Source organism: Pseudomonas sp. HMSC065H01 (genome assembly GCF_001815235.1).
In the GTDB taxonomy this organism is placed as follows: domain Bacteria; phylum Pseudomonadota; class Gammaproteobacteria; order Pseudomonadales; family Pseudomonadaceae; genus Pseudomonas; species Pseudomonas aeruginosa.
In genome coordinates, this window is the sequence record NZ_KV819920.1 from 24,752 (window position 1) to 49,075 (window position 24,324).

Here is a 24,324-nt window from a genome sequence, read left to right on the forward strand (position 1 = left end):
CGCGCCTCCTCATTGCTGCCAGTCGTCGGGAATCACCGCGATCACGTCGATCTCCATCAGCCACTGCGGCTGGCCGAGGGCCGAGACCACCAGTCCGGTGGAGATCGGGAACACCCCTTTGAGCCACTTGCCGACTTCGCGATAGACCGGCTCGCGGTAGCGCGGATCGATCAGGTAGGTGGTGGTCTTGACGATGTGCGAGAGGTCGCTGCCGGCTTCCTCAAGCAGTTGCTTGACGTTCTTCATCGCCTGCTCGGCCTGGGCGCGCGGGTCGCCGAGGCCGACCAGGTTGCCGTCGAAGTCGGTGCCGACCTGGCCGCGCACGTACACCGTGTTGCCGGCGCGCACGGCCTGGCAGAGATCGTTGTCCAGGGACTGGTTGGGGTAGGTGTCCTTGGTGTTGAACATGCGAATGCGGGTATGGGTAGGCATCAGCTGACTTCCTGGAGGCTGGTTTGCGGAGCTTGCGAGGCGCGGTCCTGTTCCTGGCGCTGGGCGGCGTCGCGGTATGCGAGGTACTTGCGCTGGATGGCGATGTGGTCGGCGACATGGCGCGCGTCGTGCCAGACGCCCCAGATGAACGAGGAGCCGCGCCGCGACAGCCAGGGCAGGCCGATGAAATACACGCCGGGTTCGCTGGACACGCCACGCTGGTGGCGCGGCTTGCCGTCGCGGTCGAAGGCATCGACCTGCAGCCAGCCGAAGTCGACGGCATAGCCGGTGGCCCAGATGATGCTGCCCACCCCGGCCTCGGCCAGGTCCAGTTCGAGGATCGGATCGGTCACGCACTGCGGGTCCGGCAGCCGGCGGCGCGCCTCGGGCTCTTCCGGCAGGTCAAGGCCGTTGCGGGCGATATAGGCGTCGGCGGCGTCGAGCAACGCCAGGTAGTTCTCGTCGCCGCGCGCCAGGTTCTCCGCCAGGTCCGGCCGGAAGGTCGCGACGCCGTCGACGAAGGATTCGGTCAGTCCGACCAGGGTCACGCCCTGATGCGCCAGGGCGCGGAAGTCCACGGTATGTCCGCCGCGGGCACCGCTCACGGCGATGGTCACATGCTCGCGCCCGGGCTTGGCGACTTCCGCATCCCATTCGCCGAGCACGCCCAGCCACCAGCAGAAGTCGCGGTTGCGGTAGGAACGCGGCGGACGGTCATGAGCGCCCACCGAGAGGTAGACCTGGCGCCCGGCACGTTGCAGCTCGTCGGCGATCTGTACCCCCGACGAACCGGCGCCGACCACCAGTACCGCACCTTCGGGCAGCTGCTGCGGGTTGTAGTAGTGGGCCGAGTGGATCTGCCGGATACGCTCGTCGCGCGGCGCGATCGGCGGGATCACCGGACGCTGGAACGGGCCAGTGGCGGCGACCACGCGGTTGGCCTCGATGGTCCCTGCGGAGGTGTCCACGGTGAAGCCGGGGCGGCCGACATTGCGCACCACCTTCCTCACCTCGACGCCGGTACGGATCGGCGCGTCGAATTTCTTCGCGTAGGCCTCGAAATAGGCCGCCACCTGGTCCTTGCCGGGGAAACCGTCGGGATCGATGTCGAATTCCATTCCCGGGAAGCGGTCGTGCCAGGCCGGGCCGTTGGCCACCAGCGAATCCCAGCGTCCGCTGCGCCAGGCCTCGGCGATGCGGTTGCGCTCCAGGACCAGGTGCGGCACGCCGAGCCGGCTCAGGTGCTCGCTCATCGCCACGCCGGCCTGGCCGGCGCCGACGACGAGGGTGTCGGTCTTTTCCACGGTCCCGTCCGTGCGCGAGGGCAAGGCGGTGCGATTCAGGTCGGTCATGGCTCGGTTCCTCGGACTCTGGTCGTTCTTGTTCTGCGGTTGCGTGATGGCCGCATTCTGTTCAGAGCCGGGGAATAGCGAAATTATGATTTTTGTAGTCGCTGGCTAGGGAAAAGCTGCACGCCCGCGCGGTCGGCGGGCGGCAGAGGCGTCGCTCAGGACCTGCCGACGATCTGGCGAGCTGGAGAAACCGGGCGAAAACGGACGGGGAAGCGGAGTCCCCGAACGGCAACCGAGCTTTCCGAAGCCGTTTCCAACGCGGTTTTGCCGACGTACAGAGTTCGCGAAGGTTTTCAGAGGATCGGCGAGACCAGCCGCGCCACGCGCATCCCCAGTTGCTGCAGGCGGCGCACGCTGCGGCGGTCTTCCGGAGTGAATTCGAGCGACTCGGCGAAGTCCGCCTCGAGCATCGCCTCCACCTCGCCGGCGAAGCCCTCGTCGACGGTCACCACCATCACCTCGAAATTCAGCCGGAACGAACGGTTGTCCAGGTTGGCGCTGCCGACGGCGGCGGTGTCGCGGTCCACCAGCACCACCTTCTGGTGGAGGAAGCCGGGCTGGTAGCGGAACACCTTGACCCCGGCACGGATCGCCTCCAGCGCGTAGAGGCTGGACGCGGCATACACCGTGCGGTGGTCCGGGCGCGAGGGTATCAGCAGGCGCACGTCGACGCCGCGCAGCACCGCCAGGCGCAGGGCGGCCATCACCGCTTCGTCGGGAACGAAATACGGCGAGGTGATCCAGACCCGCTCGTGGGCGGCGTTGATCATCTCGACGAAGAACAGCGAGCAGGTTTCCTGGGCATCCGCCGGACCGCTGGCGACTACCTGGCAGAGCGCGCCCTCGCTGTCGTACTGCGGCGGCAGGATCAGCGGCGGCAGGCTGTGGGTCGCCCAGTACCAGTCCTCGGCGAAGCTTTCCTGCAGGCACGCCACCGCCGGCCCGCGCAGTTCCATGTGGGTGTCGCGCCAGGGCGCCAGCGGCGGCTTCTCGCCGAGGTACTCGACGCCGACGTTGTGCCCGCCGACGAAACCGCACTCGCCATCCACCACCACGACCTTGCGGTGGTTGCGGAAATTCACCTGGAAGCGGTTGAGCATGCCGCTGCCGGTGCTGAAGCCATGCATCTGCACGCCGCCCTGGCGCATCCGCTCGACATAGCGGTGCGGCAGCGCGTGGCTGCCGATGGCGTCATAGAGGAAGAACACCTCGACGCCGTTGGCCGCACGTTCCAGCAGCAGTTGCTGGAGGCGCTGGCCGAGGGCGTCGTCGCGGACGATGAAGAACTGCACCAGGATCACCTGGCGGGCGGCGGAAATCGCCTTGAACATCGCCTCGAAGCTGGCCTCGCCGTTGACCAGCAGGCGCACCCGGTTGTTCGCCAGGGTCGGCGTGCGGGTCATCCGCACCAGCGCCTTGAGCCCCTTGTAGCCGCTGACCTGGCGGGCCGCCAGGGCCTCCTCGACCCAGGGACGCCAGTCCAGCTCGGCGGCCGCCAGGTGCATCTCGCGGTTGGCCTGGCGCCGCGCCTCGATGTAGGCGTCGAAACGGCTGCGACCGAACACCAGGTACGGCAGCAGGGTCAGGTACGGCATGAATACCAACGAGGTGGCCCAGGCGATCGCGCCCTGGGCGGTGCGCACGGTGAGCACGGCATGGATGGCGGCGACGAAGCCGAGTACCTGGATACCGACCAGCAGCAGGCCGAGGTAGGTGGTGGAGGTCATTGCGCGAGGTCGATCCTTGTCCACTCCGGTGGCGGCCATCATAGCCCTCTCCGGGGTAGGTCTGGCCAGCCTGGCAAACAGCCAGGGGGGCGAGGCGGGATTGGCAGGATCCGTGGGATCGACGTCATTCGGCCGCGCTCGCCCTGCCCTACGCTGTTCCCATCGAAAACCACCGCAGACCGAGGAGCCCGCCATGAGCGACGTCCGTCCCCCGCTTCCCCCCTTCACCGCCGAAACCGCCGCGCAGAAGGTCCGCGCCGCCGAGGACGGCTGGAACAGCCGCGACCCGCAGCGCGTCTCGCTGGCCTACAGTCCCGACAGCGTCTGGCGCAATCGCTCGACCTTCGTCCGCGGCCGCGAGCGGATCGTCGAATTCCTCAGCGGCAAGTGGCAGCGCGAGCAGGAGTACCGGCTGATCAAGGAACTCTGGGCGTTTACCGGCAACCGCATCGCCGTGCGCTTCGCCTATGAATGGCACGACGACTCGGGCAACTGGTTCCGCTCCTACGGCAACGAGAACTGGGCGTTCGACGAGCAGGGATTGATGTACGAACGTCACGCCAGCATCAACGACCTGCCGATCCGCGAGGACCAGCGGCTGTTCCGCTGGCCGCTGGGGCGCCGGCCGGACAACCATCCGTCGCTCGGCGAACTCGGCCTCTGAACCCGCGCCGGCAGGGGCGCGCGCACTCCCCGTTGCCGGCCCCGGGCGGCCAGCGCCTGTTCCATCCGCGACATTGCCCTCCGTCGTTGCGGTCGCACGCTTGACGCTTTCGGCACGACCCTGGTCGTTTTCGGGCCGGGTCGCGCCGGGCCCCGACGATATGCTGCCCCCAAAGCGTCGGCACAAGTCCCGGCGCGCCCAGCCTGAAAGGGGTATGCCAGATGAGCCCAGCCGAATTGCACGCCGACAGCATCGTCATCGACGGTCTGATCATCGCCAAGTGGAACCGCGAACTGTTCGAGGACATGCGCAAGGGCGGCCTGACCGCCGCCAATTGCACCGTATCGGTATGGGAAGGCTTCCAGGCGACGGTGAACAATATCGTCGCCAGCAACAAGCTGATCCGCGACAACAGCGACCTGGTGATCCCGGTGCGCAGCACCGCGGACATCCGCAAGGCCAAGGAGCAGGGCAAGACCGGCATCCTCTACGGTTTCCAGAATGCCCACGCATTCGAGGACCAGATCGGCTACGTCGAGGTGTTCAAGCAGCTCGGCGTGGGCATCGTGCAGATGTGCTACAACACCCAGAACCTGGTCGGCACCGGCTGCTACGAGCGTGACGGCGGGCTCTCCGGCTTCGGTCGGGAGATCGTCGCGGAGATGAACCGGGTCGGCATCATGTGCGACCTCTCCCACGTCGGCAGCAAGACTTCCGAAGAGGTCATCCTCGAATCGAAGAAGCCGGTCTGCTACTCCCACTGCCTGCCGTCCGGCCTCAAGGAACACCCGCGCAACAAGTCCGACGAGGAGCTGAAGTTCATCGCCGATCATGGCGGCTTCGTCGGTGTGACCATGTTCGCGCCGTTCCTCAAGAAAGGCATCGACTCGACCATCGACGACTACGCCGAGGCCATCGAGTACGTGATGAACATCGTCGGCGAGGACGCCATCGGCATCGGCACCGATTTCACCCAGGGCCACGGCCACGACTTCTTCGAGTGGCTGACCCACGACAAGGGCTACGCCCGGCGCCTGACCAACTTCGGCAAGATCGTCAACCCGCTGGGCATCCGCACCGTCGGCGAATTCCCCAACCTCACCGAGACCCTGCTCGAGCGCGGCATGCCCGAGCGCGTGGTGCGCAAGGTGATGGGCGAGAACTGGGTAAGGGTCCTGCGCGACGTCTGGGGCGAGTAACTCCCGGCCCACTCCCGACTCGTCGCCTCTTCCTCAAGGGAGCGGCATTGCATCGCACCCATCTTCCCTTTCCCCGCCTCTCTCCCTGAAGGGAGAGAGGGAGTCAAAAGAATCGGAGCTTACACCATGGCCAAACATGCCCCCCAACTGCCCATCGAGGTCGACAGCGAGACCGGCGTCTGGACCACTGACGCCCTGCCGATGCTCTACGTACCGCGACATTTCTTCGTCAACAACCACATGGGCATCGAGGAAGTGCTGGGCGCCGACGCCTACGCCGAAATCCTCTACAAGGCCGGCTACAAGTCCGCCTGGCACTGGTGCGAGAAGGAAGCCGAATGTCACGGCCTGGAGGGCGTGGCGGTGTTCGAGCACTACATGAAGCGCCTGTCCCAGCGCGGCTGGGGCCTGTTCGAGATCGAGCGGATCAACCTCGAGGAAGGCACCGCCGAGGTCCGCCTGCGGCACTCCGCCTTCGTCTACGTCTACGGCAAGGTCAATCGCAAGGTCGATTACATGTTCACCGGCTGGTTCGCCGGTGCCATGGACCAGATCCTCGCCGCCCGTGGCAGCAGCCTGCGCACCGTGGCCGAACAGGTCTACAGCGGCGCCGAGGACGGTCACGAAGACGGCCTGTTCGTCGTCAAACCCCTGTAAGCCGAGGAAAGGGTCATGGCCTTCGAAGCAATGTTCCAGCCGATCCAGATCGGCAAGCTGACCATCCGCAACCGCGTGCTCTCCACCGCCCACGCCGAGGTCTACGCCACCGACGGCGGGATGACCACCGAGCGCTACGTGAAGTACTACGAGGAAAAGGCCAAGGGCGGCATCGGCCTGGCCATCTGTGGCGGCTCCTCGGTGGTCGCCATCGACAGCCCGCAGCAGTGGTGGAGTTCGGTGAACCTGTCCACCGACCGGATCATCCCGCACTTCCAGAACCTGGCGGACGCCATGCACAAGCACGGCGCCAAGATCATGATCCAGATTACCCACATGGGGCGCCGTTCGCGCTGGGACGGCTACCACTGGCCGACCCTGATGTCGCCGTCGGGTATCCGCGAGCCGGTGCACCGCGCCACCTGCAAGACCATCGAGGTGGAGGAGATCTGGCGGGTCATCGGCAACTACGCGCAGGCCGCCCGCCGCGCCAAGGAAGGCGGCCTGGACGGCGTCGAGCTGTCCGCCGTGCACCAGCACATGATCGACCAGTTCTGGAGCCCACGGGTCAACAAGCGCACCGACGAATGGGGCGGTAGCTTCGAGGGGCGCATGAAGTTCGGCCTCGAGGTGCTCAAGGCGGTGCGCGCCGAGGTCGGCGAGGACTTCTGCGTCGGCATGCGCATCTGCGGCGACGAGTTCCACCCGGACGGCCTGTCCCACGAGGACATGAAGCAGATCGCCAAGTACTACAGCGATACCGGCATGCTTGACTTCATCGGCGTGGTCGGCTCCGGCTGCGACACCCACAATACCCTGGCCAACGTCATCCCCAACATGACCTTCCCGCCGGAGCCGTTCCTGCACCTGGCGGCCGGCATCAAGGAAGTGGTCGACGTGCCGGTGCTACACGCGCAGAACATCAAGGACCCGAACCAGGCCACGCGCATCCTCGAAGGCGGCTACGTGGACATGGTCGGCATGACTCGCGCGCACATCGCCGACCCGCACCTGATCGCCAAGATCAAGATGGGCCAGGTCGACCAGATCAAGCAGTGCGTCGGCGCCAACTACTGCATCGACCGCCAGTACCAGGGCCTGGACGTGCTGTGCATCCAGAACGCCGCGACCTCCCGCGAATACATGGGCGTGCCGCACATCATCGAGAAGTCCGCCGGACCGAAGCGCAAGGTGGTGGTGGTCGGCGGCGGGCCGGCCGGGATGGAAGCGGCCCGCGTGGCGGCCGAGCGTGGCCACGACGTGACCCTGTTCGAGAAGAAGGAGCAGCTCGGCGGCCAGATCACCACCGCCGCCAAGGCGCCGCAACGCGACCAGATCGCCGGCATCACCCGTTGGTACCAGCTGGAGCTGGCGCGCCTGGGCATCGACCTGCGCCTGGGCACCGCGGCCGACCCCGAGACCATCCTCGACCTGCGCCCGGACGTGGTGGTGCTGGCCAACGGCGGACATCCGTTCCTCGAGCAGAACGAACACTGGGGCGCCGCCGAAGGCCTGGTGGTGAGCAGCTGGGACGTGCTCGACGGCACGGTCGAGCCAGGCAAGAACGTGCTGGTCTACGACACCATCTGCGAGTTCAGCGGCATGTCGGTGGCGGACTTCCTCGCCGACAAGGGCGCCCAGGTGGAGATCGTCACCGACGACATCAAGCCGGGCGTGGCCATCGGCGGCACCACCTTCCCCACCTACTACCGCAGCATGTATCCCAAGGAAGTGATCATGACCGGCGACCTCATGCTGGAGAAGGTCTACCGCGAGGGCGACAAGCTGGTGGCGGTGCTGGAGAACGAATACACCGGCGCGCGGGAAGAGCGGGTGGTCGACCAGGTGGTGGTGGAAAACGGCGTGCGCCCCGACGAGAGCCTCTACTACGCGCTCAAGCAGGGCTCGCGGAACAAGGGCCAGATCGACGTCGAGGCGCTGTTCGCGATCCAGCCGCAGCCCTGCCTCAGCCAGTCCGGAGAAGGCTACCTGCTGTTCCGCATCGGCGACTGCGTGGCCCAGCGCAACACCCATGCGGCGATCTATGACGCGCTGCGCTTGTGCAAGGATTTCTAAGACACGCCTCGTGGCATCCGACCGGCACGGCCGGCCCCCCTCTCCCGCAAGCGGGAGAGGAGGCCGATCCAGCGCCGCCTGACGTCCCGCAGGGAGACCAGAAATGCTCGACACCCTCCTCCCCGTCCTGCTCTTCGCCGCCCTGGCACTTGCCGTGCTCGGCGCCGCGAAGCGCTTCCTCATGTGGCGCCGCGGCCGACCCGCCAAGGTCGACTGGATCGGCGGCCTCATGCAGATGCCGCGTCGCTACCTGGTGGACCTGCACCATGTGGTAGAGCGCGACAGGTACATGTCCAGGACCCACGTCGCCACCGCCGGCGGCTTCGTCCTGGCGGCGCTGCTGGCGATCCTGGTACACGGTTTCGGGCTGCACGGCCGGATCCTCGGCTTCGCCCTGCTGGCGGCCACGGCGCTGATGTTCGTCGGCGCGCTGTTCGTCGCCCGCCGCCGCCTCGACCCACCGTCGCGGCTGTCGAAGGGCCCCTGGATGCGCCTGCCGAAGAGCCTGCTGGCGTTCGCCGCGAGCTTCTTCCTCGCCACCCTGCCGGTGGCCGGGATCCTGCCGGAAGGCTTCGGCGGCTGGTTCCTCGCCGGCCTCCTCGCCATTGGCGTGGCCTGGGGCGTGTCCGAGCTGTTCCTCGGCATGACCTGGGGCGGGCCGATGAAGCACGCCTTCGCCGGTGCCCTGCACCTGGCCTGGCACCGCCGCGCCGAACGCTTCGGCGGCGGCCGCTCCACCGGCCTCAAGGCGCTCGACCTGGCCGATGCGCAGGCGCCGCTGGGCGTGGAAAAGCCCAGCGACTTCACCTGGAACCAGTTGCTCGGGTTCGACGCCTGCGTGCAGTGCGGCAAGTGCGAGGCGATGTGCCCGGCGTTCGCCGCCGGCCAGCCGCTGAACCCGAAGAAGCTGATCCAGGACATGGTCATCGGCCTGGCCGGAGGCAACGACGCGAAGTTCGCCGGCAGCCCCTATCCAGGCAAACCGCTGGGCGAGCACGGCGGCGGCCCGCACCAGCCGATCGTCGCGCTGGATGGCAAGGCCCTGGTCGACGCCGACACCCTGTGGTCCTGCACCACCTGCCGGGCCTGCGTCGAGGAGTGCCCGATGATGATCGAGCACGTCGACGCCATCGTCGACATGCGCCGCCACCTGACCCTGGAGAAAGGCGCCACGCCGAACAAGGGCGCCGAGGTGCTGGACAACCTGATCGCCACCGACAACCCCGGCGGCTTCGCCCCCGGCGGCCGGTTGAACTGGGCGGCCGACCTGAACCTGCCGCTGATGAGCGAGAAGAAGAGCGCCGACGTGCTGTTCTGGGTCGGCGATGGCGCCTTCGACATGCGCAACCAGCGCACCCTGCGCGCCTTCGTGAAGATCCTCAAGGCAGCCGCGGTGGACTTCGCCGTGCTCGGCCTGGAGGAGCGCGACAGCGGCGACGTGGCGCGCCGGCTGGGCGACGAGGCGACCTTCCAGAACCTGGCCAGGCGCAATATCGCGACCCTGGCGAAATACCGCTTCACCCGCATCGTCAGCTGCGACCCGCACAGCTTCCATGTGCTGAAGAACGAATACGGCGCCCTCGGCGGCGACTACCAGGTACTGCACCACAGCACCTTCATCGACGAACTGCTGCGCGCCGGCACGCTGCAACCGGGCCGCAGCAAGGCCGGCAGCGTCACCTACCACGACCCCTGCTACCTGGGCCGCTACAACGGCGAGTACGAGGCGCCGCGCAACGTGCTGCGCGCACTCGGCATCGAGGTCAAGGAAATGCAACGCTCCGGCTTCCGCTCGCGCTGTTGCGGCGGCGGTGGCGGCGCGCCGATCACCGACATCCCCGGCAAGCAACGGATTCCCGACATGCGCATGGCCGACATCCGCGAGACCGGCGCCGAGCTGGTGGCCGTCGGCTGCCCGCAGTGCACCGCGATGCTCGAAGGCGTAGTGGCGCCGCGGCCGGAGATCAAGGACATCGCCGAGCTGGTAGCGGAAGCGCTGATAGAACAGGCGGAAGCGCCGGCAAAAAAGCCGTTGCGGCGTGAAGCCGTGGCGGAGGTGCATTGATGAGAGTGTCGAGCTTCACATCGAACCCGCTGCTGACCGGGGCAGCACGGATAGCGGCCTCTCCCTCCAGGGAGGGGGCCGCAGGATCGGGTAGCCGCAGCCACAGGAAGCATTCCGCATGAACGATATCGTCCGTCGCGATCCACGCGCCGAATGGATCGCCCGCAACCGCCTGCATCCGCTGCATGCGGCCATGCAGTCCGCCCAAGGCGGCGAGGTGCGCTGGATGGGCCCCCACGGCGTGATCCGCAAGAACCCACACGCCGTCGGCTTCCTCGGCCCCAACGGCATCCGCCGCATCGATCGCTCCGGCGGCCAGCAGGGCAGCGGCGTGCGCCGCGCCAGCGTAGCGCAGGAAGCGCAGTTGCCGCTGCATGTGGTCGAGCAACCGGCATTCCTCGTCGCGGTGGTCCCGGACATGGTCGGCGGCCGTCTCTCCAGCCACGACAAGGACCTCCTCGGACTGGCCCGCAAGCTCGCCGGCAACGACGGCGCGGTGCTCGCCGTAGTGTTCGGCGAACACAAGGAAAGCGCCTTCGACAGCGCCGGCGTCGACCGCCTGCTGCACCTCTCCGGCGGCGAGTACGACGGCTACGCGCCCGAGCAGCGAATACTCGCCCTGCGCAACCTGGAGAACCAGCTCGCCCCGCGCCACTGGCTGTTCCCGGACAGTCGCAACGGCGGCGGCGAACTGGGCCGGCGCCTGGCCGCCGCGCTCGGCGAGCGGCCGGCCGGTCGCGTCTGGCAGGTCGAGGACGGCCGCTGCATCGGCCGCGCCGGCGCCGGCCGCGAGGACATCCAGCGCGCCCTGCCGCGCCTGCTGCTGGCCGCGGCGGAATGCGCCGAGCCGGTCAGCGAGACCCGCCATGAGGTTCGCGAACTGCACATGGCCGAGCAGGTGGCGCGCAACCTGCCACGCATCGAGGACCTCGGCCCGGTGGCCGTGGACCCGGCGCGGATTCCCATGGCCGAGGCCGAATTCATTCTCTCCGGCGGCAACGGCGTGCAGGACTGGACGCTGTTCCACCAGGCCGCCGCCGTCCTCGGCGCCACCGAGGGCGCCTCGCGGGTGGCGGTGGACGACGGGCACATGCCGCGCAACCGCCAGGTCGGCGCCACCGGTACCTGGGTCACCGCGCGGGTCTACCTGGCGGTGGGCATCTCCGGGGCGATCCAGCACCTGCAGGGCATAGGCGCCTGCGACAAGGTGGTGGCGGTGAACCGCGACGCCGGCTGCGACATGATCAAGCGCGCCGATCTCTCGGTGATCGGCGACTCGACGGAAATCCTCCGCGCGCTGATCCGCCTGGCCGAGGCACACCGCAACGGCGCCGCCCGCGATGCGGCCTGAACCCGCTTCCACGTACCTTTCATCGGTATCGAACCATGACTGAGCTGAACATCGTCGCGCTGGTCTCCATCGGCGCCCATCCCGCCTCCGGACGCCCGCGCCGTGCCGAACAGGACGCCCGCGCGGTGGAACTCGGCCTGCGCCTGAGCGGCCCACGCCTACAGGTGCTGCACGCCGGCGACCCGCACGCCGAGGCGCTGCGCGGCTATCTCGGCATGGGCCTGGAACGCTTGTCCGTGCTGGAACAGCCGACCGGCGCCGACGCCCTGCCCGCACTGGCCGAGCACCTGCGCGACTCCCGCGCGCAACTGGTGCTCACCGGCAGCCAGGCGGAAACCGGGGAAGGCTCCGGGATGCTGCCCTTCCTCCTCGCCGAGCGCCTGGGCTGGCCACTGGTGGTCGGCCTGGCCGAGGTCGAGAAGGTCGAAGACGGCAGCGCTCAGGTCCTCCAGGCTCTGCCTCGCGGCCAGCGACGCCGACTGCGGGTACGCCTGCCGTTCGTCGCCAGCGTCGACAATGCCGCGCCAGTGGCCCGGCAGAGCGCCTTCGGCCCGGCTAGGCGTGGCGAGATCGAGGCCCATGAGGTGGAGGTGGTCGACGACCCGCTGCTCGCCGAAGACAGCCTGCAACCGGCCCGGCCGCGACCGAAGCGGCTCAAGGTAATCAAGGCGAAGACCGGCGCCGAGCGAATGAAAGCCGCCACCGCCAAGGCCTCCGGCGGTACCGGGCAGGTACTCAAGGATCTTTCGGCGGAAGCCGGCGCCGAAGCCATCTTCAAGCTCCTGCGCGAGGAAGGCGTGATCCGCTGAAGCGGGTCAGAACGCACTGTGCGCCAGATCACAAGTTATGACGTGATGACGATAAATTATTGTATTACAATAATTTATTCCCTAGTTTCGCCATCCAGACGCGAAACACACAGGGGAACCCGGCATGGCGCTGTCCACGCATCTCAGCAACCACAAGCTCTATCTGCTCGGCATGCTCTGCGCCATCCTGGCCTGGGGCATGGCCTGCATCGAACTCGGAGCGAACACCCACCTCTGGTTCTCCGGCCTCAGCGAGCAGGGCTACCTGCAGGCCTGGAGCGATGAAATGCCACGCCTGGCCAGCGACGGCTTCGTCCTGTCCTGGAGCAGCCGGGCGCTGCTGATGCTGCTGGACTACCTGCCGACCCTGCTTTCCGCGTTCGGCCTGGCGCTCACCGGCCTGTTCTTCCGCCGTCTGGCCAAGGGCGAACGCTGGTCGCAGCGCAACGCCAGGACCCTGGTGCACATCGGCCTGCTGTCCTTCCTGGCACTCTTGCTCCAGCCATTTATCAATACGCTGCAAGGTCTTGTACTATCTCTCGACCTGCCCGACGGCGAGCGTGTCCTGAGCGTTTCGATAGGACTCACTTCCGAAGCGGCCTACGAGTTTCTCAAGGCGATCTTTCTCTGCTCGTTCGGCCTGATGATGAGCGAAGCCAGGAAACTGGACGAAGAAGTAAGAGCCTTCATATGACGACCTCATGATCATCATCCGACTAGACGTCATCCTGGCGAAGAACAAGGTCCGCTCCAAGGAGCTGGCGGAAGCCATCGGTATCACCGAACAGAACCTGTCCCTGCTGAAGAACGGCAAGGTCAAGGGCATCCGCCTCGACACCCTGGAGAAGATCTGCGCCTTCCTGGACTGCCAGCCGGGCGACATCCTGGAATACGTCGCGGCCGACTGATCCCCGCTCCACCCTTTCCCAACCAGAAACCATGAACAGACACCTGAACCTCTCGGGCGTTGCGCTCGCGCTCGCCCTGATCTCGGGCTGCGGCCCCTCCGTCCGCTACCAGTACGTGATGCCGCCGAGCGAAGCGGGACGCACCTGCGTCGCCCAGTGCCGCACGCAACAGAGCCAGTGCGAAAGCCTCGCGCGCCTGGAATGGCAGAACGAAAACCGCCTGCGCGAAGCGGAACGGCGCAGCTACCACTATTGCAGCCAGGGCAAGAGCAAGAAGCAGGCGCGCAAGGAATGCCTGGCGCCAGGCTATTCCTCCTCGTTCGGCTACAACGGCTTCGGCGGCTCCGGCAACTTCAACTGCAGTTCCGACTACGACCGCTGCTTCACCGACATCTGCGGCGGCACCATCCGCCGCATCGTCGAGCAACCTCAATGATCGGAGTATCCCCATGAGCCGACGCCTCTTCCCTCTCCTGCCGTTCCTGTTCCTGTTCCTGGTCGGCTGCGCCCAGGGCTATCCCTCCTTCTCCGGCATCCTTCCGGACGTCCGCGTCAGCGGCGACGAACGCAGCTACGCCGAGCGCGCCGAAGACTGCCTGAAACGGCGCAACTGCCCGCCGGCCACCGATCGCGATCCCTTCGTCGCCGACCCCGGGCACTACTCGCTGGGCGGCAGCTTTCACTGGTGAAGCCGGGTGCCGAAGCCTGGCAACCGACCACGGACCTGGCTTCGGCAGGCGCTTTTCTTTATCCTGCGCGCCCTTTGAACGACTGGGACGAGATCATGCTGGAGAACACCCTGGAACGCCTGGAAACCCTGGTAGCCGAGCTGCTGCAACAGAACCAGGCCCTGCGCGACAGCCACGACCAGCTTCAGCAGCAGCTGCGCCAGGCCACCGAGGAAAACGAAACCCTGCAACTCTCCATGCTCGAGCAGGAAGAAAAGCAGAGCGGCACCCAGGCCCGCCTGGAAGCCCTGGTCGAGCGCCTCAGCGCGCAGCAACCGGTTAGCGCATGAGCCGCGACGGCGTCCAGGTCCTGTCGATCCTCGGCCGGGACTATTCGATCCGCGTGCCGGCCGGCGAGGAGAGGGCACTAGCGGACGCCGCCGCGTTGCTGCAAGCGGAAGTGGACGCCAACAAGCGCAAGTTTCCCTACGTCACCAGCAACGAGCTGGTGGTGCTCTCCGCGCTCAATCTCTGCGCCCGCCAGCTCGGCGCGAACGACGGCGAGTCGCCGCGCCTGCGAGCGGTGGAGCAGCGCCTGGAAGCGCTGGTCGAGCGGATCGCCGAGGCATCCGGCTAGTCGCGCGCCTGCGGACTCGCCCAATACAGCTGCCGATGCCCGCGCGCCTGGTAGTCCTTGACCAGCGCGCAGGCCTCGTCGCGCGTCAGGTCGCGGCGCATGACGAAGGCATTGCCGTTGTCGTCCTGGCGCCACAGGCACTTCCTCCGCCGGCTTCGCCGCCACCGCGTCAGGCCTTCAGGGTCGAAGTCTTGCGCAAGCGCAGCGCGAGCATGACCAGCAACACGCCGAAGAACACCGCGTAGGCGCCGATCACCCAGACCACCGCCAGCGCCCCGGCGCCGGGGTTGGCGATCATCAGCACGCCGAACAGCACCGAGATGGCACCAGAGAGGATCATCCACCATTCGTTCTGGATCGACTTGCGCAGGCGGATCGCCGCGACGATCTGGAAGATGCCCATCGCCAGTGCCCAGCCGGCGATGATCAGGAGCAGGCCGATGGCGGTCAGTTGCGGCCAGAAGAACGCAACCAGGCCGGCCGCCACGCCGATCACCCCGACCAGCGCCAGCGGCCAGTTGAACTGCCCATCGCTGCGCATGTTGAACGCGGCGATCAGGGCGAACGCTCCGTCCACCAGCGCGTAGGCGCCCCAGAACAGCACCAGCACGGTCAGCGCCAGGGCCGGCGAGAGCAGGGTCAGGACGCCGAACACCAGCGCCGCCACGCCGCGCAGGGCCACCAGTTTCCAGTGCTTGCCCAGTTCGGCCCACAGGGGATTGTTTTCCACGCTTGCCTCCAGAGGCCGCCCTTGAGCGGCCCGTTCAGGTTGAGTCCTCCCACCTTAGTCCTTTTGCCGGGAGGCTGTCAGGGGGCGGAGGCGGGAGGCAAGGCGTGCGCGCGGGCTCAGGGCCGGGACTTCTCCGGCGGCCGCTGGCGGCGCCAGCAGGCGAACAGGTTCCCGGCCAGCAGCAGGCTGACGAAAGCGGAACTGACGTAGAACAGCAGATTGTCCATGACCTTTCCTCCGCAGCGGCGCCCCGCCAGGGGGCGCCTCGTCCGGCTCAGCTGCCGGCCACCTTGCGCACGTGGGCGGACTCCTCGCCGAGGTTGTTCAGCATGCGCTCGCTGTACCAGTCGAGGAAATTGATCACACCGAACTCGTAGGTCTTCGAGTATGGACCAGGCTGGTAGGCGTCGGAGTTGATCCCGCGCTGGTTCTCCTCGGCCAGCCGACGATCCTGGTCGTTGGTCGCGTCCCATACCTCGCGCAGGCGCGCCACGTCGTAGTCGACGCCTTCCACCGCGTCCTTGTGCACCAGCCATTTGGTGGTGACCAGGGTTTCCTGGGCGCTGATCGGCCACACGGTGAAGACGATCAGGTGGTCGCCCATGCAGTGGTTCCAGGAGTGCGGCAGGTGCAGGATGCGCATCGAGCCGAGGTCGGGGTTCTTGATCCGGCCCATGAGCTTCTTGCTGCCCTGCTTGCCGTCCATGGTCATCGACACCGTGCCGTCCAGCAGCGGCATGCGCACGATGCGATTGCGCAGGCCGAAGCTGGCATGGGCGTACGGGATCTTCTCGGCGTCCCAGGCGCTGGTGCAGGCCGCCACCTGGTCCTTGAACGCCTGGCTGGCGCGCGGGTCGGTGACGTCGTCCCACTCCAGCAGGGTCTTCAGCAGTTCCGGGTGGGAGCCGTTGCAGTGGTAGCACTCGCGGTTGTTCTCGATCACCAGCTTCCAGTTGGCGGCTTCGCGGATGGTGGTCTGCACCGCCACCTTGGCGTTCTCCATGTCGTACGGCTCCATGTAGTGCTCGAGCGTCGCCAGGAAGTCGTCGATGGCCGGCGGGTTCTCCGCCAGGCTGATGAAGATGTAGCCGCCGGCGGTCTTCACCTGGATCGGCTTCAGGCCGTACTCCTTCATGTCGAAGTCGGCGCCCATCTCGGTGCCGGCGAACAGCAGGCGGCCATCCAGCTCGTAGGTCCACTGGTGGTAGGGGCAGACCAGCTTGGCCACCTTGCCCTTCTCGCTCACGCACAGGCGCGAGCCGCGGTGCCGGCAGACATTGTGGAAGGCATGCACCTGGCCTTCGGCGCCACGGATCACCAGGACCGGGTTCTTACCGATCTGCAGGGTGAGGAAATTGCCCTTGGCGGGAATCTCGCAGGTCATGCCGGCGATCAGCCATTCCTTGTGGAAGATCTCCTGCATGTCGATCTCGAACAGGCGCTGGTCGCAGTAGAAGGGCTGCGGCAGCGAGAAGCTGTGGTCGCGGCTGCGCAGCATGTCGGCGGTGGCCTTGCGGGCCGGTTCCAGGGGATCGCCGAGACTCAGGGTGGAAGTGACGTCCATCGGTAACTCCTCATGCCGCCCCCGCGCGGGTGGCGGCGGAAAAAGTGGCTGATACGGTTGCTACGCAAGGTGGCGTTCACAGCCTTCCTCATCCCGGCGCGGCGTCCGGAATCCCGCCCTGCCGATGGACGGGCCCCGCCGTGGCGGGAATGAAGGTCAGTCGCTCTACACGTCCGGGCTCTACCCTCCCGGGGTTCATGCAAACCCTCGTCTCGGCTGGTCTGGAGTGTGGGCCCGCGCCCGCCGCCGACCTTATCCATGGGCGACATGACCGCATCCGTTTCCGACGCTCCGGGCCGCGCCCCAGCAGGCAGGTCGCGATAAGCATGTAAATGTCGCTGGCAGGTAAATGAGCGGCCACGGCGATGCGCACAATCCGCCCCATCAGGCCATCGTTCGGCCCCGTGCGCACGGAGAGATCATCATGTCGAGCAACTTCCTCAATCCGGTCACCACCCAGACCTGGGCCAACGGCCGGCACCTCGTGCGCTGCGTCAAGGTCATCCAGGAAACCTGGGACGTGCGCACCTTCTGCTTCATGGCCGACCAGCCGATCCTGTTCTTCTTCAAGCCGGGCCAGTTCGTCACCCTGGAGCTGGAGATCGACGGCGAGCCGGTGATGCGCTCCTACACCATCTCCAGCTCGCCCTCGGTGCCCTACAGCTTCTCCATCACCATCAAGCGGGTGCCGGGCGGGCGGGTTTCCAACTGGCTGCACGACAACCTCAAGGAAGGCCAGGAGCTACCGGTGCACGGTCCGGTCGGCCTGTTCAACGCCATCGACTTCCCGGCCGACAAGGTGCTGTTCCTCTCCGGCGGGGTCGGCATCACCCCGGTGATGTCCATGGCGCGCTGGTTCTTCGACACCAACGCCAACGTCGACATGGTCTTCGTCCACAGCGCCCGTTCGCCGAAGGACATCATCTACCACCGCGAGCTGGAGCACATGGCCTCGCGGATCGACAACTTCAGCCTGCACATCATCTGCGAGCGCCACGGCCTCGGCGAAGCCTGGGCCGGCTACCGTGGCTACCTGAACCTGCGCATGCTGGAACTGATCGCCCCGGACTTCCTCGAGCGGGAAATCTTCTGCTGCGGCCCGACGCCCTATATGAGCGCGGTGAAGCACCTGCTGCAGGGCCACGGCTACGACATGAGCCGCTACCACGAGGAAGCCTTCGGGCCGACTCCGCCGGAGGTCCGCGCCGACGTCAGGGAACTGGCCGCGGAAGCCGCCGAGGCGCCGGAGGTACCGGTCGCCGACCAGCACCAGGTGGAATTCACCGCCACCGGCAAGAGCATCCGCGTCAGCCCCGGGGAAACCGTGCACGCCGCCGCCGCCAAGCTCGGCCTGCACATTCCGAAGGCCTGCGGGATGGGCATCTGCGGCACCTGCAAGGTAATGAAGACCGCCGGCGAGGTGGAGATGGAGCACAACGGCGGGATCACCGACGAGGATGTCGCCGAAGGCTACATCCTCTCCTGCTGCAGCGTGCCCAAGGGCGACGTGGTCATCGACTACTGAGGGCGCGAGGGAAACGCCAGGCGCTCCCAGTAGCGCCGCCGCGGCAGTTCCTCGGCCGGCAGCCAGCGTCCGGCGCAGGCCTGCAGCGGCTCGGCGGGAGCCTTCAGCAGCGAGTCCAGGGCCAGCACGTAGCGCCCCGTCCCCGCGCAGCGGAAGCACAGGTCGTCGTCGAAGCTGTCGAAGCACGGGTACTCGCCGAGGTCGTCGCGGTAGCGACGCAACGTCCGCTCTTGCACGTCGAGCAGCAGCAGGCGCCACTGGTCCCGTTCCAGGTCGCTTTCCTCGTAGCGCTGGACGTGCCGGGTCAGCGCCAGGTAGCGACCGTCCGCCGACCAGATCATTGGCGCCGCCAGGTTGCCCAAGCCGATGCCCGACGCGGTCAGCAGGTAGCCGTCGCGGCTGAACCCGGCGCGCACGTCCTCGTCGCGGTGCATGCCCTCGTAGTGGAAACCGAAGCCCCAGGCGGCGTCCTCCGCGCCCACCGACGGCAAGACGAAGTCGCCGTCGCTCCAGGGCCGCGGCGCTGCGTCCAGCCAGCGCGACGTGGGGCACAGCCGCCAGGCCGTGCCATCGAACGCCACCCGCGCCTGCTCGTAGTAATGCCGCCAGTCGTCGTGGAAGCGGCCGAATGCGTGCCAGGCGCCGGGCTCGGGCAAGCCTTCGTCGAAGCGGCGCAACAGGCCGGGGTCGCCTTCGCCCGGCCCGCCCGGCGGCTGGTAGGCGTTGCGGCCGAGCAGGTGGAGCAAATGCACCTGGCCATCGATGAAACCTTGCAGGTGTAGATCGGCCAGCGGCTCGGCGAGCCACTCCAGGCGCCGCTCCCGGCTATCGAGTATGGCCAGGCGCTGCGGCAGGGTCGGCGCCTCGGCGAAGGCCACCACGGCCAGGTAGCGACCGCAATCGGACACGCGGTGGTCGAGCGTCCACTCGCCATCCAGGCGCCAGTCGCCCAGGCGCAAGGCATAGGCGCCGCGCTCCGCCTCCTGATCGTCGCGCAACCACTCCCAGACGGCCCGGCTGCCATCGGCCAGCGGTGCGCTCTGCAACAGGCATCCCGGCCTGCCGGCCGCGCCATCCAGGGGCAGCAACAGGTCCAGGCGCGGCATGTCGGCCTCGCGCCAGCGCGGCCGGTCGTCCGCATCGCGAGCGTGCAGAAGGTAGAGGCTGGAATGGCTGTACGAACCCAGCGTGCCGTAGCGTTCGTAGGTCAGGCAGGGTTGCGCCAGGTCCAGGCCGAAACGCAGCCAGCCATCCTCCAGCCCGAGCAGTTCGGGCCCGCCGGCATGGGGCTCGGCGGGCAACGCCGACCACGGCGCGCCCAGCGCACGCAGGCCGCCGTCCTCTCGCCAAAGCCAGTAGGTATCCTGCCCCAGCGGCTCGCCTGCTGCCTGCAGCGCCAGCGCCCGGCCGTCATCGTTCCAAGCCAATGGCGGCGCTTCACGGGACAGGTAGAGGCCGCTGGCCTCGTCGTTTATCCACAGCTCGCCGCGGTTGGCGCGCAGCGGCGCGAAAGGATCGTCCAGGGCCAGCAGGCTGGCCGGCAGCCAGGGGCGGATTTCCAGCGCGGGCCCGCCAAGCGGGGACGGTAGCGGTTGCGCGCGCAGATCCCCGCTCCAGCGCTGCCATTCGCTTTCGGGCAGCCAGAGGTCGCCGATGGCAACGAAGGCCTCGGCCTCGCTGCCGGCCTTGAGCGCCTGCAGCTCGAGGCGCTGCGGTGCGTTGGACGTCAGCGGACTGTGCCGCCCGATCACCTCGCGCTCGGTGACGCTGTCCAGCTCCCAGAAGTTGTCCACGGCACAGCGGTAGAGCAACCGCTCCTGCCGGTCGAAGATCGCCAGGCCCCACGCGCCTCGGCTCGGTATCGGCGAAACGAAGTGGCGGCCATCGCTGGAAAAGCGTGCCGAAGGATTGCAGTCGGGGATGAAACAGCCGTCGGGCATCAGGTAGTGGCATACCAGCGGGCCGCCCATGGCGATCTCGCCGCCGTCGAACAGGCGGATCGCCTCGCCCTCGGGGGTCCGCTCGGGCGCTTCGCCGCCCCATGCGCTACCTCCGGCCGGCAGGGGTACGTCCAGCGCTTGCGGAGCCTGGCGCTCCAGGCGCAGGCCGCGCTCGAAGCGGATCTGCAACAGCACGCCGCCGATCACCGCCAGCAAGCCACCGCCCAGTCCCAGCCAGAAGCCCGGCAGTGCCTGGCCCAGGGCGATGCCGCCACCCAGAACCCAGAAGAACAGCGCCTGTTGCAGGCGATACGGCACCTTGCCGCGCCAACGATCCGTGGCCCACTCGGCGCCCAGCAGCAGCACCCAACCCAGCGCTACCAGCGGCAACGGAAGGAGGACGCCAAGGGCCACCAGCACGGCGATCCAGGCGATCTCGCCGAGGCCTTCGAGCAACAAGCGGCCGAGCGGCTTGTCTGACATCCGATCATCCATGATCCATCCCACTTTCCTGGCAAAAGCCAAGGGTAATCAAGGCTCCGGCCAACCACCAGAGCCACGGCGAAGCTGACCTTCTCATACTGGAAAACACCAGGGCGCCAAGGTTGTCCACATTCGGACTGGAATTCCATACAGGTGTTCCTTCGCCGCCTGGATGTCCGCCATGTGTTCACTCAAGCATTTGAAATAAAAGATAAATTCTACAAATTCAAGTGCATTTCAGGGCCGGCTACTCAGCCCGTCCCTGCCTCCGGGAAGCCCTTTCCAGGCTAGGTTGATCACAGACTTATCCACAAGTTGTGCAATCCATCGCCTCCCCTATGTCCTGCGGGTCCAGGCACAACATACCGACAATACCTCCTCCGTGGCGCGAGGGCTCCGCAAGCCCATCCGGCTTCCCTTCCGGGTAAATCGCACTTCGCCACACGCTCGGCCTGGCCGCACTCTCCTGCTCATTTAACGATCAATACGCCAGAGACCCCGCCGTACGGCCCCCCCAAGCGTGAGCGAACAACTTTTCCACAGGGCTTTACACTTCCCGTGGGGAAAAACAAAAAAATATTCACAGCATGAAGAAAAATCTCTGCTTTCTCAGGCAGTCCGGCTCTTCCCATGCGCACCGATCGTTTATTGATCAATCCACCGCAGGCTTAGCCCTGTGCGGCTTCTGGCGCTATCCATACAGGTTGTCCACAAGACTTTCCAGGCCTTTTGTGGGCAACCCTGCATTTATACACAAGCTCCCTAAAGCAAGCCCGCCACCTGTTGACAGAACATCCGGTCAATTCTTGAGCAATTCCCTGAAAGGCTCGCCCCACCGGGCTCTCCGCACTCTATAAACAGGCTCTTCACATCGACCTCAACAGGAATTGGGGGAAATTCCCCTCGGCGATTGCTTCCATTGTCCCAGCGACTTCGGAACGGAAGAATTTTGTCTTTTTCCTCAAGCCGTTACGTCCGCGCAGGGTGTTTTCGACTTTTGCGCCCACTTCGCTCCCCGTCTTTTCTATCCACAGGCTTGCATGGGCCCGGAGGGGACAATACCCGTCACCGTTTCGTCAGCGCGTTTCACCCGAACCGTCATCCTCTGTTCACAAACGGCTGTTTTCGCTCAAAAACCGACCAGCCTCCGGAGAGCCCGGCGGGGCGCTGCCCGGAAGCGACTGCGAACACCTTATTCACATTCGGTTCCACAGTGTTTGTGGATTGGACAGGTTATCCCGCCACTGGAGTGGAGCCGCGTGGATAAAGGCTTTCGGCGTCTCGGGCGGAGACAGGAAGGACGTTCCAGGGAGCACTTTTGCATAGCTCCCGAACAGTTAGCCCACAGAGTTATCCACAGAATTTGGGGAAAGAGCGGCCGCCCCGCGCCATGGGGGCGACCGAGAGCGGACTCAGGCGCCCATCACCAGGCGGATGTCCCGCGCCAGTTCGCGGACCCGCTCGATATCGGTATCCCAGGAACACATGAAACGCGCGCCACCTTCACCGATGAAGGTGTAGAAGCGCCAGCCGCGCGCGCGCAAGGCTTCGATCGCCGGCTCGGAAAGCTGTAGGAACACGCCGTTGGCTTCTACCGGGAACATCAGGCTGACGCCGGGAACGTCGGCCACCAGCTCGGCCAGCAGGCGCGCGCAGCGGTTGGCGTGATCGGCGTAGCGCAGCCAGGCATCGTCCTGCAGTACGCCGACCCAGGGCGCGGCGAGGAAGCGCATCTTCGAGGCCAGTTGGCCGGCCTGCTTGCAGCGGTAGTCGAAGTCCTCGGCCAGGTCGCGGTTGAAGAACAGGATCGCCTCGCCCACCGCCATGCCGTTCTTGGTGCCGCCGAAGCAGAGCACGTCGACCCCGGCCTTCCAGCTCAGCTCCGCCGGCGAGCAGCCGAGGAAGGCGCAGGCGTTGGAGAAGCGCGCGCCGTCCATGTGCAGGTGCAGGCCGAGTTCCTTGCAGGTGGCGCTGATCGCCTTCAACTCGTCCGGGCGGTACACCGTGCCGACCTCGGTGGCCTGGGTGAGAGTCACCACGCGCGGCTTCGGATAGTGGATATCCTGGCGCTTGAGAGCGATGTCGCGGATCGACGCCGGGGTCAGCTTGCCGACCTCGGTCTGCGCCAGCAGCAGCTTGGAGCCGTTGGAGAAGAACTCCGGCGCGCCGCACTCGTCGGTCTCGACGTGGGCGGTCTCCGAGCAGATCACGCTGTGGTAGCTCTGGCACAGCGCGGCCAGGGCCAGGGAGTTGGCGGCGGTGCCGTTGAAGGCGAAGAACACTTCGCAATCGGTCTCGAACAACTGGCGGAAGTAGTCCGAAGCACGCGCGGTCCACTGGTCGTCGCCATAGGCGCGTTCGTGGCCGCGGTTGGCTTCGGCCATCGCCGCCCAGGCTTCGGGGCAGATGCCGGAATAGTTGTCGCTGGCGAACTGTTGGGTGTGATCGGTCATGTGGGCCTCTGGAACGGTTGCCGAGCCCTTGTGGGGCTCCATGCGGTCGTGCCGGCACGGGTACGTGCCGGCACAGTCTGTCAGGGTAGCTTGGTCAGCTTCATCTGCTCGACGAACGGCACCAGCACCTGGCGCATCGCCGTGGCGCTGCCGCCATTGGGCGTGTCGCGGGTGCTGAGGGTCAGTACGTAGCGGTTCTTGATCACTCCGCTGAGGGTCGAGACGCCCTCCTCGCCCTTGGCCGGGACCATCACTCCCAGCGGGTCGCCCATCCGCGTGGTATCGATCAGCGGCAGGTAGTCCTCGCCGCCGAAGCGCTCGGCGGTGCCGTTCTTAAGGGCGGTCTCGCGGGTCTTGTGGAGCAGGGTCAGGTTGGTCTGGGTCATCTCGCGCAGCTTGTCCTGCGCCGCCCGATAGGCCACCGCGTCGCCCTCGGTCGGCGGCGCCGGCAGGCCGGTGTCGGTGAGGACGATCTCCAGGCGCTTGCTGCCGTCGGCAGCGCCGAAGACCACGGTGGCGTCGTTGTAGCCGCACTGGCGGGAGAGGAAGTCGTAGCCGAACAGTGGCTTGCCGGCCGGCGGCAAGGCCACTTCGAGTTCATGGCCGGTGCAGGAATCGGCCGGCAGCGCAGGCGCGGCGGCCTGCTTTTCATCGCCGCCCCCGCACCCTTGCAGGGATGCGCCGAGCAGCACGGCGGAAAGGAAGATCAGCGGGCGTTTCATGGTGTTCTCGCAGGACGAAGAGCACGCAGTTTAGCGCCAGCCCGGGGCGTTCCGCATCGGTTGCCGATTCCCACCGCCATGTCGCAAACGCACCTCCCCGTGGCGTGCATAGGCATCTGGGCCGGCAGGGCCGGTCATACCATCGCTGGCAAAGGGACCGCGTGTCCCGTTGCAGCCATTCCGGCGCGGTTCCGGCGCCGCAGGGAGACCCAGCGATGTTCAGCAAGCATGACCAGATCCGCGGCTACGACGACGAACTGCTCGCCGCGATGGACGCCGAAGAGGCCCGCCAGGAAGACCATCTCGAACTGATCGCCTCGGAGAACTACACCAGCAAGCGGGTCATGCAGGCGCAGGGCAGC

The 24,324-nt window shown here is 66.8% G+C and carries 22 protein-coding genes and 2 pseudogenes; 15 read left to right on the top strand and 9 right to left on the bottom strand.

Annotation, left to right across the window (positions count from 1 at the left end):
• Positions 1–9: 9 nt before the first annotated feature.
• The 3 genes from HMPREF3014_RS25850 to cls all read right to left on the bottom strand — a co-directional run bounded on the left by HMPREF3014_RS25850 (position 10) and on the right by cls (position 3,550).
• Entirely contained in the window at positions 10–432 is a 423-nt protein-coding gene (locus HMPREF3014_RS25850; protein WP_003096732.1) for a RidA family protein, read from the bottom strand.
• Entirely contained in the window at positions 432–1,784 is a 1,353-nt protein-coding gene (locus tag HMPREF3014_RS25855) for a flavin-containing monooxygenase (protein ID WP_003122387.1), read from the bottom strand. The genes HMPREF3014_RS25850 and HMPREF3014_RS25855 overlap by 1 nt, the downstream gene beginning before the upstream one ends.
• Positions 1,785–2,077: 293 nt before the next feature.
• On the bottom strand, positions 2,078–3,550 hold the full coding sequence (cls, locus tag HMPREF3014_RS25860; RefSeq protein ID WP_073647824.1) for a cardiolipin synthase: 1,473 nt from the start codon (positions 3,548–3,550) through the stop codon (positions 2,078–2,080).
• Between the two features lie 154 nt (positions 3,551–3,704).
• On the opposite strand from cls, the gene HMPREF3014_RS25865 reads away from it, so the two are divergent.
• The 13 genes from HMPREF3014_RS25865 to HMPREF3014_RS25925 all read left to right on the top strand — a co-directional run bounded on the left by HMPREF3014_RS25865 (position 3,705) and on the right by HMPREF3014_RS25925 (position 14,545).
• The gene (locus HMPREF3014_RS25865; protein ID WP_003106041.1) at positions 3,705–4,175 is read left to right on the top strand and encodes a nuclear transport factor 2 family protein; all 471 of its coding nucleotides are present in this window, start codon (positions 3,705–3,707) and stop codon (positions 4,173–4,175) included.
• A gap of 221 nt (positions 4,176–4,396) precedes the next feature.
• Positions 4,397–5,374, top strand: a complete 978-nt coding sequence (locus HMPREF3014_RS25870) for a dipeptidase (protein ID WP_003106042.1) — start codon at positions 4,397–4,399, stop codon at positions 5,372–5,374.
• A 126-nt stretch (positions 5,375–5,500) separates the two neighbouring features.
• Positions 5,501–6,031 (top strand): DUF5943 domain-containing protein, encoded by a 531-nt coding sequence (locus HMPREF3014_RS25875; RefSeq protein ID WP_003107282.1) that lies wholly within the window; start codon positions 5,501–5,503, stop codon positions 6,029–6,031.
• Positions 6,032–6,046: 15 nt separating this feature from the next.
• Entirely contained in the window at positions 6,047–8,107 is a 2,061-nt protein-coding gene (gene dgcA, locus HMPREF3014_RS25880) for a dimethylglycine demethylation protein DgcA (RefSeq protein WP_003107280.1), read from the top strand.
• A gap of 103 nt (positions 8,108–8,210) precedes the next feature.
• The gene (dgcB, locus tag HMPREF3014_RS25885; protein ID WP_023087923.1) at positions 8,211–10,172 is read left to right on the top strand and encodes a dimethylglycine demethylation protein DgcB; all 1,962 of its coding nucleotides are present in this window, start codon (positions 8,211–8,213) and stop codon (positions 10,170–10,172) included.
• Between the two features lie 118 nt (positions 10,173–10,290).
• A complete protein-coding gene (locus HMPREF3014_RS25890) occupies positions 10,291–11,523 on the top strand; it encodes an electron transfer flavoprotein subunit alpha (protein WP_019372302.1) in 1,233 nt (410 codons plus the stop codon).
• Positions 11,524–11,558: 35 nt separating this feature from the next.
• Positions 11,559–12,332 (top strand): electron transfer flavoprotein subunit beta, encoded by a 774-nt coding sequence (locus HMPREF3014_RS25895; RefSeq protein ID WP_023087924.1) that lies wholly within the window; start codon positions 11,559–11,561, stop codon positions 12,330–12,332.
• A 124-nt stretch (positions 12,333–12,456) separates the two neighbouring features.
• Complete coding sequence (locus tag HMPREF3014_RS25900) at positions 12,457–13,026, top strand: hypothetical protein (protein ID WP_003096751.1); 570 nt, start codon at positions 12,457–12,459, stop codon at positions 13,024–13,026.
• A gap of 7 nt (positions 13,027–13,033) precedes the next feature.
• The gene (locus tag HMPREF3014_RS25905) at positions 13,034–13,240 is read left to right on the top strand and encodes a helix-turn-helix domain-containing protein (protein ID WP_023087925.1); all 207 of its coding nucleotides are present in this window, start codon (positions 13,034–13,036) and stop codon (positions 13,238–13,240) included.
• A gap of 31 nt (positions 13,241–13,271) precedes the next feature.
• Positions 13,272–13,676 (top strand): hypothetical protein, encoded by a 405-nt coding sequence (locus HMPREF3014_RS25910; RefSeq protein ID WP_003114450.1) that lies wholly within the window; start codon positions 13,272–13,274, stop codon positions 13,674–13,676.
• 13 nt (positions 13,677–13,689) lie between these two features.
• Positions 13,690–13,929 carry a hypothetical protein gene (locus HMPREF3014_RS25915; RefSeq protein WP_023087926.1) on the top strand — a complete coding sequence of 80 codons (240 nt, stop codon included), beginning with the start codon at positions 13,690–13,692 and terminating at the stop codon, positions 13,927–13,929.
• A 95-nt stretch (positions 13,930–14,024) separates the two neighbouring features.
• Complete coding sequence (locus HMPREF3014_RS25920) at positions 14,025–14,258, top strand: hypothetical protein (protein WP_003105710.1); 234 nt, start codon at positions 14,025–14,027, stop codon at positions 14,256–14,258.
• On the top strand, positions 14,255–14,545 hold the full coding sequence (locus HMPREF3014_RS25925) for a cell division protein ZapA (protein ID WP_023087927.1): 291 nt from the start codon (positions 14,255–14,257) through the stop codon (positions 14,543–14,545). The genes HMPREF3014_RS25920 and HMPREF3014_RS25925 overlap by 4 nt, the downstream gene beginning before the upstream one ends.
• Here the strand turns inward: HMPREF3014_RS25925 and HMPREF3014_RS25930 are convergent.
• The 3 genes and pseudogenes from HMPREF3014_RS25930 to gbcA form a co-directional block, all read right to left on the bottom strand.
• A pseudogene (locus HMPREF3014_RS25930) lies at positions 14,542–14,710 on the bottom strand (hypothetical protein). The gene HMPREF3014_RS25925 and the pseudogene HMPREF3014_RS25930 sit on opposite strands and share 4 nt — an antisense overlap.
• Positions 14,711–14,714: 4 nt before the next feature.
• Complete coding sequence (locus HMPREF3014_RS25935) at positions 14,715–15,275, bottom strand: HdeD family acid-resistance protein (protein ID WP_003096765.1); 561 nt, start codon at positions 15,273–15,275, stop codon at positions 14,715–14,717.
• A gap of 274 nt (positions 15,276–15,549) precedes the next feature.
• Positions 15,550–16,839, bottom strand: a complete 1,290-nt coding sequence (gbcA, locus tag HMPREF3014_RS25940; protein ID WP_003096766.1) for a glycine-betaine demethylase subunit GbcA — start codon at positions 16,837–16,839, stop codon at positions 15,550–15,552.
• A gap of 424 nt (positions 16,840–17,263) precedes the next feature.
• Between gbcA and gbcB the strand changes: the two genes are divergently transcribed.
• Positions 17,264–18,364, top strand: coding sequence for a glycine-betaine demethylase subunit GbcB (gene gbcB / locus HMPREF3014_RS25945; RefSeq protein ID WP_003096769.1), 1,101 nt, complete (start codon positions 17,264–17,266; stop codon positions 18,362–18,364).
• On the opposite strand, the gene HMPREF3014_RS25950 is transcribed toward gbcB, so the two are convergent.
• The 3 genes from HMPREF3014_RS25950 to HMPREF3014_RS25960 form a co-directional block, all read right to left on the bottom strand.
• A complete protein-coding gene (locus HMPREF3014_RS25950; protein WP_031633837.1) occupies positions 18,358–20,787 on the bottom strand; it encodes a hypothetical protein in 2,430 nt (809 codons plus the stop codon). The genes gbcB and HMPREF3014_RS25950 overlap by 7 nt on opposite strands.
• A 1,412-nt stretch (positions 20,788–22,199) precedes the next feature.
• Positions 22,200–23,240 (bottom strand): threonine aldolase family protein, encoded by a 1,041-nt coding sequence (locus HMPREF3014_RS25955; RefSeq protein WP_003105702.1) that lies wholly within the window; start codon positions 23,238–23,240, stop codon positions 22,200–22,202.
• An 80-nt stretch (positions 23,241–23,320) separates the two neighbouring features.
• Complete coding sequence (locus HMPREF3014_RS25960; protein WP_003114452.1) at positions 23,321–23,962, bottom strand: hypothetical protein; 642 nt, start codon at positions 23,960–23,962, stop codon at positions 23,321–23,323.
• 215 nt (positions 23,963–24,177) lie between these two features.
• Here HMPREF3014_RS25960 and glyA point away from each other — a divergent pair.
• Positions 24,178–24,324: pseudogene (gene glyA, locus HMPREF3014_RS34505) on the top strand (serine hydroxymethyltransferase); the annotation flags it as partial.